At 68.7% G+C, this 11,212-nt stretch carries 9 protein-coding genes and 1 tRNA gene; 4 read left to right on the forward strand and 6 right to left on the reverse strand.

Annotated elements, in window-relative coordinates:
- Positions 1 to 39 precede the first annotated feature (39 nt).
- On the reverse strand, positions 40 to 342 hold the full coding sequence (locus FV220_RS14425) for a hypothetical protein (RefSeq protein ID WP_056141439.1): 303 nt from the start codon (positions 340 to 342) through the stop codon (positions 40 to 42).
- Positions 343 to 756: 414 nt separating this feature from the next.
- On the opposite strand from FV220_RS14425, the gene FV220_RS14430 reads away from it, so the two are divergent.
- Together FV220_RS14430 and FV220_RS14435 are read left to right on the forward strand one after the other, a co-directional pair.
- A complete protein-coding gene (locus tag FV220_RS14430) occupies positions 757 to 1,293 on the forward strand; it encodes a L,D-transpeptidase (RefSeq protein ID WP_081739709.1) in 537 nt (178 codons plus the stop codon).
- 67 nt (positions 1,294 to 1,360) lie between these two features.
- The gene (locus FV220_RS14435; protein ID WP_147832162.1) at positions 1,361 to 2,158 is read left to right on the forward strand and encodes a TSUP family transporter; all 798 of its coding nucleotides are present in this window, start codon (positions 1,361 to 1,363) and stop codon (positions 2,156 to 2,158) included.
- A gap of 7 nt (positions 2,159 to 2,165) precedes the next feature.
- Here the strand turns inward: FV220_RS14435 and FV220_RS14440 are convergent, their stop codons facing one another.
- Together FV220_RS14440 and FV220_RS14445 are read right to left on the reverse strand one after the other, a co-directional pair.
- On the reverse strand, positions 2,166 to 3,212 hold the full coding sequence (locus FV220_RS14440; RefSeq protein WP_056141443.1) for a MaoC family dehydratase: 1,047 nt from the start codon (positions 3,210 to 3,212) through the stop codon (positions 2,166 to 2,168).
- A gap of 50 nt (positions 3,213 to 3,262) precedes the next feature.
- Entirely contained in the window at positions 3,263 to 3,565 is a 303-nt protein-coding gene (locus FV220_RS14445; RefSeq protein ID WP_018043061.1) for a YggT family protein, read from the reverse strand.
- Between the two features lie 112 nt (positions 3,566 to 3,677).
- Between FV220_RS14445 and FV220_RS14450 the strand changes: the two genes are divergently transcribed.
- Positions 3,678 to 3,753: transfer RNA gene (locus FV220_RS14450), tRNA-Ala, on the forward strand.
- A gap of 181 nt (positions 3,754 to 3,934) precedes the next feature.
- Here the strand turns inward: FV220_RS14450 and FV220_RS14455 are convergent.
- Complete coding sequence (locus tag FV220_RS14455) at positions 3,935 to 4,477, reverse strand: sigma-70 family RNA polymerase sigma factor (protein ID WP_018043062.1); 543 nt, start codon at positions 4,475 to 4,477, stop codon at positions 3,935 to 3,937.
- Positions 4,478 to 5,015: 538 nt separating this feature from the next.
- On the opposite strand from FV220_RS14455, the gene FV220_RS14460 reads away from it, so the two are divergent.
- Complete coding sequence (locus FV220_RS14460) at positions 5,016 to 6,089, forward strand: GNAT family N-acetyltransferase (RefSeq protein ID WP_147832158.1); 1,074 nt, start codon at positions 5,016 to 5,018, stop codon at positions 6,087 to 6,089.
- Between the two features lie 9 nt (positions 6,090 to 6,098).
- Here FV220_RS14460 and atzF read toward each other — a convergent pair whose 3' ends face one another.
- Both atzF and uca read right to left on the reverse strand, forming a co-directional pair.
- Positions 6,099 to 7,898, reverse strand: a complete 1,800-nt coding sequence (gene atzF / locus FV220_RS14465; RefSeq protein ID WP_147832164.1) for an allophanate hydrolase — start codon at positions 7,896 to 7,898, stop codon at positions 6,099 to 6,101.
- A 22-nt stretch (positions 7,899 to 7,920) separates the two neighbouring features.
- The coding region (uca, locus tag FV220_RS14470; protein ID WP_147832160.1) for an urea carboxylase at positions 7,921 to 11,212 on the reverse strand (3,292 nt) is incomplete at its 5' end.

The raw sequence follows: 11,212 nt of genomic DNA on the forward strand, positions 1-11,212 counted from the left end.
TCTACGCGGCCGGGTGGTCAAAACGCCGCGGCCAAGCTCTCACGCCGTCGTCCTGGGAGGGCGGTAGAGCGGTGCATCCGCGCTGATCCCGAGCGACAGGGCGGAACGACCTCGCAAGGCCGGCTCCAAGGCTTCACCGAGGAGCCGCGATCCAGATAGGGAGGACGGCGTCACAGCGTCGTCGATCTCCAGATGCGATGCGGAACCAGTCGAAGGCGCTTCGCCCTGGCTCGTGAAACCATCGGGCCACTGGCTCGAGACCGGCGCCCCGACGCCACCGGCCCACAACCCTTGCGGGAGGCTCGACAGCACCATCACGAGCAGGGAGAGCAACACCAGCATGGTCGACAGCGCCGAGCGCAGACGGACGACCGCCTGCCCTTTCGGGGCGGTCGAAGCGAAGCATCCTGCCTCCAGAGGGGCAGCGGCGGAACTGGTCGGCGATGAGGTCACGAAACTGAGGGTGGTGCGAAAGTTCCCGCAACGCAATAACCTGCGACATTCTGTCAAACAGTCGAATGGCAGTTCGAATCACAGCCGTTGCTCCAATCCCACAGCATATTCCGTTCGCATCGCAGCGGGTTGACCGTCCTTAACCATCCGGCCAAGTCTGCCGGCCCGATCATCTGAAGTCCGGCTCATCGAGGCTGGACCTCGCCGGAATGGGAGACGGGGTGCAACGCGCCGCCTGTCCAGGTCCGGACGGAGACGATTACAATGGGCACGCGCTCCCTTTTCGCCGCCACGGTTCTCGCGATGGGCATGGGCTTCGCCACGTGCGGCGGCGCCAGCGCCGGCAACCCGTTCGACAGCGGGCCGATCGCCGACTTCATGAACATTTTCAAGGAGCAGGCGATCCCGCGCGAGACGATTGCGTGGAAGGGGGCGGAGAAGCCCGGCACCATCGTGGTTTCGACGAGTCAGCGGCGGCTCTACTATGTGCTCGGCGGTGGCCAGGCTGTGCGCTACGGGGTCGGGGTGGGCCGTCAGGGCTTCTCCTGGTCCGGCCAGAAGTCGGTGACGATGAAGAAGGAATGGCCGGCTTGGCGCCCTCCGGCGCAGATGCTGGCGCGGCGGCCCGACCTGCCTCGCTTCATGGCCGGCGGCCAGGACAACCCCCTTGGCGCACGGGCGATGTATCTCGGCTCCTCGCTCTACCGTATCCACGGCTCCAACGAGCCGGAGACCATGGGCGCCGCCGTCTCGTCGGGCTGCATCCGCATGACCAACAAGGATGTGGTCGACCTCTACGACCGGGTGAAGGTCGGCACGAAGGTGATCGTGCGCAACTAAAAGAACCATCCGCCTCCCGCCGGCATTCGGTCGGTCGCGACCGGACGGAGGAGAGAACGGAATGATCTTGGGTGTCGACATCAGCCTCGTCGCGAGCCTGTTCGCGGTGGCCGTGGCGGCCGGGTGTGTCGATGCCATCGCGGGCGGCGGCGGCCTCATCACGGTGCCGGCCCTGCTCCTCTCCGGACTCGATCCGGTGAGCGCCATCGCCACCAACAAGCTTCAGGGCAGTGCGGGGGCCGTCTCATCGACCATCGCTTTCGCGCGGCGGGGCCACATCCATTGGCCGGCGGCCTGGAAGATCGCGCTTGCCGCCGGTCTTGCCTCGATCGGCGGTGCGCTCTGCGTTAGCTTACTGCCGCGCCCCGTCCTCGACGCGGCCGTTCCTGTGCTGCTGATCGGGATCGCGTTCTATTTCGCTTTCGCCCGGCGGATGAGCAGCGAGGACGCGGCGGCGCGGATGCGGCCCGGCCTGTTCGCGCTCACTTGGGCGCCCGCCGTCGGCTTCTACGACGGTGTGTTCGGCCCGGGCGCCGGCGCGTTCTACATGATCGGGTTCGTGACGCTCCTCGGCCTCGGCGTGGTGCGCGCCACCGCCCATACCAAGCTCGCCAATGCCGCCAGCAACCTCGGCAGCCTCGCTCTGTTCGCGGCCTCGGGCCATGTGGTCTGGACCATCGGCATCGCCATGGCCTTCGGAGCCTTCATCGGGGCCCAGATCGGCTCGATCCTGGCGATCCGCCTCGGTGCGAAGCTGATCCGGCCGCTGCTGGTCACCATCGCCTGCGCGATGGCGATCCGGTTGCTGTCGAACCCCGAGAACCCGCTGCGGCAAACCGTGATGGGCCTGTTCGCCGGGAGTTGAGCACGCGTCAGCGCGGCATGAAGGCCCAGTAATCCAAGTCGAGGATCACGGCGGGGTCGTAGCCGTCGCCGGTCTTGTCCGGATGGGCGCCGCAGGGCTGGTTCTTGGTAGCCACGGTACGCAGGCGCAGGGCGCCGATATCGGAACGGCCGGGAAGCTCTGCGGCTTCAAGCACTTCACTCCAGGCATAGACCGTATCACCGGCAAAGAGCGGCGCCACGTGGCGACCGGCATTGATGCCGGCCAGCGCGAAGGCGTTGCCGAGGCCGTTGAAGCTCAGCGCGCGGGCCAGCGAGATCACCACGCCGCCATAGATCAGGCGACGGCCGAACCGGGTATCCTTGGCGGCGAAGCCGTCGAAATGCACCTTGGCGGTGTTCTGGTAGAGGCGCGTGGCGATCTGGTGCTCGGCCTCCTCGACGGTCATGCCATCGACATGGTCGATCTTCTCGCCGACCACGTAGTCGCCGAACCGGTGCGGAGAGCCGGCAAGGTCGAGATCGTAGGCGCCGACGTTCAGCGGCGGCAGGGCGCCGGCGAGATCGGCCGGGTCGACAACCTTGGCGAAGGTCGGGACGTGCTCCTGCTCGATCTTCGCTTCCGGATCGCGCTTCTTGACCAGCACCCAGCGGCAATAGCTCAGAACCGTCTCGCCGTTGGCGTCGGACCCGGTGGAGCGGACGTAGACCACGCCGGTCTGGCGGTTCGAGCTTTCCTTGAGGCCGATCACCTCGGAGACCGTGGACAGGGTCTCGCCGGGATAGACCGGCCGGCGGAAGCCGCCCTCGGCGTAGCCGAGATTGGCGAGTGCGTTCAAGGAGATGTCCGGCACCGTCTTGCCGAACACGACGTGGAAGGTGAGGAGGTCGTCGAGCGGGCTCTGCGGGTAGCCGATCGCCTTGGCGAAAGCATCCGAGGACTGCACCGCGAAGCGTGGCCCGTAGAGCGAGGTATAGAGCGCGACGTCACCGCTCGTCACCGTGCGCGGCGTGGCATGGCGGATGGTCTCGCCGAGTCGGTAATCCTCGAAGAATCGGCCGGGATTGGTCTTCATCTCTTGGTCGTCCCTCGGAGTGTTTCTTGTGCCTTCAGCGCGGCGCGGCCTCAGCCGCCATAGACGACGGTCTGGGGCGGAATGACCTCGTGCAGGAGGCGGCTCACGAAGAGCAGCAGGAGCACGAGGACGATCGGCGACAGGTCGATGCCGCCGAGATTGGGCAGGATGCTGCGGATCGGGCGAAGGACCGGCTCGGTCAGCCGATACAGCACCTCGCCGATCTGGGAGACGATCGGGTTGCGCACGTTGACCACGTTGAAGGCCACGAGCCAGCTCAGCACGGCGCTGGCGATGAGCACATAGATGAAGAGCTGCACGACGGTGTCGAAGAGCCAGAGAAGAGCATACATGCGCGGTCTGATGTCCTCGTTCGCCCCGCCTTGTCAGGCTCGGGTCTAACGTCGGGAATTCCGGAATTGACAGGTCGAGGTACGCGCGCCTACAAGGCCGGCACCTCGAAACGGGGCTGTAGCTCAGATGGGAGAGCGCCGCAATCGCACTGCGGAGGTCAGCGGTTCGATCCCGCTCAGCTCCACCAGGTTTCTTTCAAGTCCCTGGTGAACAACGATCTTGTGACGATCGTGGCGCGCGTCATCGCCACCGCCACGAGACGGTGCTTTCGAGCGCCATCGGACGTCGCTTCGAGCGCCATCCGACCCCCCTTTCCCTGAAAGCGTCCCCTGCCGGATGGCGGTGGTCCGTACCGGTGCGAGACCTGCTCAGGACGCCGCGGATCGGCACAGGGCCGTGCCGTCGCGGATCATGAAATTCACCAGCGTCGGGGAGACGCCGTTCTCGCGGGCGAGGACGGTCTGCGGCACGCCGTCGATCCTGTGGGCGAGGAAGACCCGGCGGGTGCGCTCCGACGTCGTCTCCAGTGCGGCCAGGGCGGCCTTCAGGGCCTGGCATTGTTCGAGACGATCCTGAGGGCAGGCGCAGGGAGCGGCGACGGCCTCGGCCAGTTCGTCCGGCACGAAGCGGCAGCGCTCGCGCAAGGTCCGGCGCGCCCAGTCGATGGCGGCGTTCCGCACCATCCGCCGCAGGTAAGGCACCGGCGCCTCGATGCGGCGGCCCTGCCGCAGGTCGGCGGCCGGCTCCTCGCAAAGCTTGAGCACCACCTCCTGCACCACGTCCTCGGCCGCCGAGCGATCGTGCAGGATCTGCGTCGCGTAGGCGACCAGGCCCGATTGTTCGGCGACGAGAACGGCCAGGAGCGGAGCGTCGATGTCGCGGCGCGTCTCGTGCGTATGACGTTGTCCCATGGACGACCTTCTTCGAATGTGCAGGCCAGGACGAAACCGGGCGAAGCCACCCCGCCGCGCCAAACAGCCGGGCAAGTGCCACCCCCACCTCAGATAACGAGGCTAAAGTGGGAAATTTCGCAGACTTACAAGGGCGCTTTTGTCAGAAAATATTTGAATTAGAAGTCTTCTAAACTCGTATCGGATAGTCGAGAATCATGGTTTGGTGGAGATTTAGGCTCGCTGGGAAGGACTTATGCTGCCGGAAGACACCGCACCCGCCCGAATCGCGGCTTTGCATGGCCGCGGATCATCCATTGCATGAGCGGCGACATCTTCGGATCGTGATCGGTTGTATCGAGAATACCTTACCCGCAACGCGTTAGATAGGCCGTGTGAGGTGAGGACGCGGACCGGACGGTGCCGGGTCGTCCGGCCGCGCCGCGCGCGATCGGCGGGAGTTTCGTGCGCGCCACTAAATTTACCGCGCCGCCGGTCGTCCTCTCCCAAAAGGGCGTCCCGCTTCGCGGATGCCTGTTCCAGCCAACGACGAGACGCGATGCTTCGGACGACAGCACCCTTTCGATGCGGCGAAGCGACGGGCCGTCCCCTGGACGTCTATCGCGACGGCGACCGGCTCAGCGTCGTGGCGGAGGGCCGGGTGGGTCTGCGCCTGCGCCTGCAGGGGGGAACCGGCCCGCATCTTTCCATTGAGGAGCCGACGAAGCCGGACCCGCGAGACGTCCTCGCCAGCGTCACGGCGGCCTTCGAGATGGTCTCGGCGACCCATCCCGAGGCCGGGTGGATCGGGCTCGATCCCGCGAGTTTCGCCAGCCTCGCCGATCCCCTGATGGAACGCGGCCTCGCCGTGCGGGAGGGAGACGGCCTCGGCGTCGATCCGACGATGCTGTGGCAGCGGCCCGAGCCCTGGCTCGCCAACCTGGCAGCGCGCGATTTTCCGGCGCGGCCGGTGATGAGCGGCGGCAAGCGCCATCCGCAACGGCCGCCGAAGCCCAAGGGCGTGATCTATTCCCGCTTCACCCCCTGGCTCGGACAGGCCGTGGCGTTCCGCGCCGCCACAATCGACGACGTCGATACCCTGCATCGCTGGTTCAACGATCCGGTGGTCGATGCCGCCTGGGGCGAGGCCGGCGGGCGCGACAAGCACGAGGCCTATCTCGCGGGCCTCATCGCCGACCCGCACATGATCCCGCTGATCGGAACGATCGGCGGAGAGGCCTTCGGCTATTTCGAGATCTACTGGGCCAAGGAGAACCGCCTCGCCCCGTTCTACGACGTGCAGGATTACGATCGCGGCTGGCATGTCCTGATCGGCGAGAGCCGGTTTCGCGGCAAGGCCTACATCTCGGCCTGGCTACCCTCGCTGATGCACGCGCTCTTCCTCGACGACCCGCGCACGGAGCGGATCGTCGGCGAGCCCAAGGCGGACCATGTCCAGCAATTGCGCAACCTGGAGCGGTCGGGCTTCGCGCGGATCAAGACCTTCGATTTCCCGCACAAGCGCGCGGCCCTGGTGATGCTCCTGCGCGAGCGCTTCTTTGGCGAGCGGCTGTGGTCGCCGGGGGGCGGGATTCCCGCTTCGCCGGAGGCCGGATCGCAGCCCGCGCCCTGACGGGACGCTTCAGCGGGAGGCGAGATAGGCGCGCCAGCCGCCGTGGATTGTGATGTCCTCGGCGCCCGCCACCGCATGGGCCTCGCACAGGAACCCGGAGACGTCCGAGCCGTCCTCCAGGGTGAGCTTGCCGATGCCGAGGGGGGCGGGGATCGCGGCGGTGAAGCGGCCGAAGCCCGCCGGGGGCAGTGCCCAGATCTCGACCTCCAGCCCGCCGCCGGCAAAGCCCGGCTCGTGGACCAGGCCGGGCTTGGCCGGCCGGGTGCCGGGCAGGGCGTAGAGGCGGTACGCGCCCGAGGTCCGCGCCGCCCGCACCTTCCTGCCGCCGAGATCGGTGAGCTGGTGGTTGAGAGGCAGGCCCGTGAGATGGGCGCCCACCACCGCGATGGCGATCTCGTCCGCCTCCGGGGCCGGCACCCGGCTCGCCTCGGGCGGAACCGCGTCGCGCGCGATCCCCATTCCGCACTCCGCCGCGCGGTGGAGCGCGTCGGCCCAGTGGCCCAAAGCCTCGTCGCTGAAGCCGGGGCCGACGAGCGTCACGCCGCCGGGCAATCCATCGGCGCCGAAGCCTCCGGGCACCGCGATCGCGGCGAGGCCGAGAAGGTTGGCGAAGTTGGTGTAATGCCCGAAATGGCTGTTGAGGCGGATCGGGTCGGCCAGCATCTCTTCCACCGTGTAGGTGGTGGGCGAGGTCGGCAGGAGCAGGATGTCGACCTCCGCCCAGGTCGCCTCGGTGCGCCGCCGCAGGGCCTCGAACGCGTAGCGGCCCTCGAACGCATCGACGGCGCTGTAGTCCTTGGCGGACTCGACGATGCTCCTCACGCTCGGGTCGAGGGCGTCGGCGTTCCCGGCGAAGAACCCGGCGATGGCGGCCAGGCGCTCGGCGACCCACGGCCCGTTATAGAGCAGGGTCGCGATCTCGCGGAACGGCGCGTAATCGAACGGCACCGCCACGGCGCCCAGCGCTTCGAGGCGGGCGATGGCCGCATCGTAGAGCGCCTCGCGCTCGGCATCGCCGTAGAACTCGCGCTCGGCCGGGGTCGGGACGCCGAAGCGCAGGCCCCGGGCGGGGAGGGAATGCGGCACCGCCCGCCGCGAGAACGGATCGGCGGCGTCGAGCCCCTCCGCGACGCGGCGGATCGCGAGACCGTCGCCCACGGTCGCCGCGAAGATGCTGATGCAGTCGAGGCTGCGGCAGGCGGGGACGAGACCCGTCGTGCTGAACAGGCCCGGCGTCGGCTTGATCCCCACGAGGTTGTTGAACATCGCCGGCACGCGGCCGGAGCCGGCCGTGTCGGTGCCCAACGAAAAGCTCGCGAGCCCCGCCGCCACGGCGACGGCAGAGCCGGAGCTCGACCCGCCCGAGACATGGGCGGCACTGAACACGCTGCGCGGCGCGCCGTAGGGCGAGCGGGTGCCGTTGAGGCCGGTGGCGAACTGGTCGAGATTGGTCTTGCCCGTGCAGAACGCACCCGCCGCCTTGAGGCGCGCCACCACCTCGGCATCCGCTTTCGCATCGTAGGCGAAGGCCGGGCAGGCCGCCGTCGTCGGCAGGCCGGCGACGTCGATATTGTCCTTCACCGCGAAGGGCACGCCCCAGAGCGGCAACGAGTTCGGCTCGGGGTGGCGCGCCATCAGGTCCCGCGCCGCGCTCACCAATGCCTCCCGGTCGAGGGCGGTGATGAAGATGGCGGGGTCCGTCGACGCCTCCATCCTTTCGGCGACGGCCTCAGCAACGGTGACGGGGGTGGCACGGCCCGACGCGTAAAGGGCGCGCAGGGTCGACAGGTCGAGGATGGTCGGCAGCATGTCGGTCGGCTCTCTCACCTGCTCAGATCTCTTGGAGGATGGCGACGAGATCGCCGCCGCGCAGGGTGCGGCCCGGCTTCACCCGGACCTCACGCACGATTCCCGCCACCGGGGCGGACACGGCGATCTCCATCTTCATCGATTCGAGGATCGCCACCGTCTCGCCGGCCGCGACGCTCTGGCCTTCCTCGACCAGCACCTTCCAGACATTGCCCGGCACGGTGGTCGGCACACCAACAAGACCGGCCGGCACCGCGTCCTCCTCGCCCACGGGCGCACCCTCGTCGGCGACGAAACTGTCGAGCCCCTCATCCTGCCAGCGCTGCCGCTCGGCCTCGAAGGCGGTCTGCTGGCGCAGCTTGGCCTGCGTGATCTCGACGGCGTTGCGGGCGAGCTCGGCCCGGTGCTCGGCATAAGAGAACGTGCCCTCCTCGATCCTCAGCGGGTAGGCCCCGTGCGGGAAGGCGGCGCGCGCCTCCGTCAGCTCGTCGTGGCTCACGGGGAAGAAGCGAATGCGGTCGAACGGGCGCAGCAGCCAGGGATGGCCGGGGACGAATTCCTTCGTCATCCGCCAGGTGTTCCAGATCTGGATGGTGCGGCCGAAGAGCTGGTACCCGCCCGGCCCCTCCATGCCGTAGATGCACATATAGGCGCCGCCGATGCCCACCGCGTTCTCCGGCGTCCAGGTACGGGCGGGGTTGTACTTGGTGGTGACGAGGCGGTGGCGCGGGTCCACTGGTGTCGCCACCGGCGCGCCGAGATAGACGTCGCCCAGCCCCATCACGAGATAGCTCGCATCGAAGATGATGCGTTTTACGTCAGCTTCCGACTCCAACCCGTTGATGCGGCGGATGAACTCGATGTTCGAGGGGCACCAGGGCGCGTTAGGGCGCACAAGCTCCTGGTACTTGCGCATGGCGAGTTCGGCCTGGGGGTCGTTCCAGGACAGGGGCAGATAGACCACGCGGCTCGGCACCGTCACGTCCTCGACGGCGGGCAGGGCGGCCTCGATCTCGCGCAACTGCCCGAGGAGACGGGATCGCGGCAGCGTGGTGCCGTCGTAATGGATCTGGAGCGAGCGGATACCCGGCGTCAGGTCGATGAGACCGGGCAACCGCGCCTCGGCCACCGCTTCGGCCAGGAGGTGGACCCGCAGGCGGATGCCGATATCGAGGGCCATCGACCCGTATTCGACCAGCAGGTTGTCGTCGCCCTGGCGGCGGTAGACCACCGGCACGGGACCGGAGGAGTCGGTGGCGAGGATGGGCGAGCCGGCGCGATCTTTCCCTCCCCCCAATCCAACGACCTCATCCTGAGGTGCCGCGCAAGCGGCCTCGAAGGAGGCCTCCAGGGGGCGCGGCGTTCTCTGGAGCCCTCCTTCGAGGCCTCCGCTACGCTCCGGCGCCTCAGGATGAGGATGTGGTTGGGACAGGACGAAGGTATCGTCCCCCGCCCGCGCCACCGCCCTGAACCGCACCGTATCCCCCGGCCGCAGCTGGCCCATCTTCCACTGCTCGTCGCGGGCGATCACCGCCGGGCAGACGAAGCCGCCGAGACTCGGGCCGTCCGGCCCCAGGAGGATCGGCATGTCGCCGGTGAAGTCGATGGAGCCGATGGCGTAGGCGTTGTCGTGGAGGTTCGACGGGTGCAGCCCCGCCTCGCCGCCGTCGCTGCGCGCCCAGAGCGGGGTCGGGCCGACGAGACGCACGCCGGTGCGGGCCGAGTTGAAGTGAACCTCGTAAGAGGCTGAGAACAAGTCCGAAATGTCCTCGTCCCGGAAGAAGTCCGGCGCGCCGTGCGGCCCGTAGACTACGCCGATCTCCCAGGCATGGGTGAGGGGCGCAGGCTCGGGCATCGAGGCCTCGACCTCGGGCGCATCGCCGAGGTGGAGGACGTCGCCGGCCTTCAGGACGCCGGTGGCGTGGCCGCCGAAGGCGCCGAGCGCGAAGGTCGCCCGAGAGCCGAGGACGACCGGCGCGGCGAAACCGCCGCGCAGGGCGAGGTAGCTGCGCTGGCCGGGGCCGGCGATGGCGCCGACGCTCAACGTCTGGCCGGGCTCGACCGCGAAAGCCTTCCCGTGAGGCTGCGCGACCCCGTCGAGGCGCGTGGTCATCGCGGCCCCGGCGAGGGCCACGGTGGCGGCGGCGTGGAACCGCAGGGTCGGCCCGGACACGGTGAGTTCCAGGGCGCAGGTATCGGGCGGGTTGCCCACGAGGGCGTTGGCGTCGCGGAACGAGCGCGCATCCATCGGCCCGCTCGGCGGCACGCCCACATGCCAGAGCCCGATGCGGCCGGGCAGTTCCTGCAGGCTCGATTGCGCGCCGGGGACCAGCACCTCGATGCTGCGCGGCGCATAGGGGAAGTCGCGCAACGCCGTGGTGGCGACCCGGCCCGAGGCGAAGAGCTCGGAACCGGCGATGGCGCGCAGATAATCGAGGTTGGTCTCGATCCCCGAGACCGCGCTGTCGTCGAGGGCCTGGCGCAAGGCGGCGAGCGCCGCCGGGCGATCCTCGCCCGTCACGATGATCTTGGCGAGCATCGGGTCGTAGTTGGTGGTGACCTCGGTGCCGGTCTCGATCCAGCCGTCGATCCGGGCCTCGGCGGGGAAGCGCACCTCGGTGAGGAGGCCGGCGCTCGGGGCGAAATTGGCGTGCGGGATCTCGGCATAGAGCCGCGCCTCCATGGCGGCACCCTGCGGGACCAGGGGGCCGGCGGCAGCGATCACGTCCTCGCCCGCCGCCTGGCGGATCATCCATTCGACGAGATCGATGCCGAACACCGCCTCGGTGACCGGATGCTCGACCTGAAGCCGGGTGTTCACTTCGAGGAAGGAGAAATCCTCGCGGACGGGATCGTAGATGTACTCCACCGTCCCCGCCGAGGCGTAGGCGACGCTCGTCCCCAGGGCCACCGAGGCCGCGTGGAGGCGTGCGCGCACGGCATCCGACAGGCCCGGCGCGGGGGTCTCCTCGATGACCTTCTGGTTGCGGCGCTGGAGCGAGCAGTCGCGCTCGCCCAGCGCCACCACGCGGCCGGCACCGTCGCCGAAGATCTGCACCTCCACATGGCGCGCCTCGCCGACGAAGCGTTCGAGATAGACGCGGGCATCGCCGAAGCTGGCGCGGGCCGTGCGCTCCACGCTGGTATAGTGCTCGCGCAGCTCGTCGGCCGAGGCGCAGAGGCGCATGCCGATGCCGCCGCCGCCCGCCGTGCTCTTGAGCATCACCGGGTAGCCGATGGTCTCGGCCGCCGCGAGGGCGGCGTCGAGATCCGGCAGCAGGCCGGTGCCGGGCAGGAGGGGCACGCCGCTGGCC

This window comes from Methylobacterium sp. WL19 (assembly GCF_008040005.1).
Classification (GTDB): Bacteria; Pseudomonadota; Alphaproteobacteria; order Rhizobiales; family Beijerinckiaceae; genus Methylobacterium; species Methylobacterium bullatum.

Excerpts from the sequence above, each read along its gene's own strand:
- FV220_RS14425 (WP_056141439.1), bottom strand. The coding sequence starts at position 342 with ATGCTGGTGTTGCTCTCCCTGCTCGTGATGGTGCTGTCGAGCCTCCCG.
- FV220_RS14455 (WP_018043062.1), bottom strand. The coding sequence starts at position 4,477 with ATGGGACAACGTCATACGCACGAGACGCGCCGCGACATCGACGCTCCG.
- atzF (WP_147832164.1), bottom strand. The coding sequence starts at position 7,898 with ATGCTGCCGACCATCCTCGACCTGTCGACCCTGCGCGCCCTTTACGCG.
- FV220_RS14440 (WP_056141443.1), bottom strand. The coding sequence starts at position 3,212 with ATGAAGACCAATCCCGGCCGATTCTTCGAGGATTACCGACTCGGCGAG.
- FV220_RS14460 (WP_147832158.1), top strand. The coding sequence starts at position 5,016 with ATGCTTCGGACGACAGCACCCTTTCGATGCGGCGAAGCGACGGGCCGT.
- FV220_RS14445 (WP_018043061.1), bottom strand. The coding sequence starts at position 3,565 with ATGTATGCTCTTCTCTGGCTCTTCGACACCGTCGTGCAGCTCTTCATC.
- FV220_RS14430 (WP_081739709.1), top strand. The coding sequence starts at position 757 with ATGGGCATGGGCTTCGCCACGTGCGGCGGCGCCAGCGCCGGCAACCCG.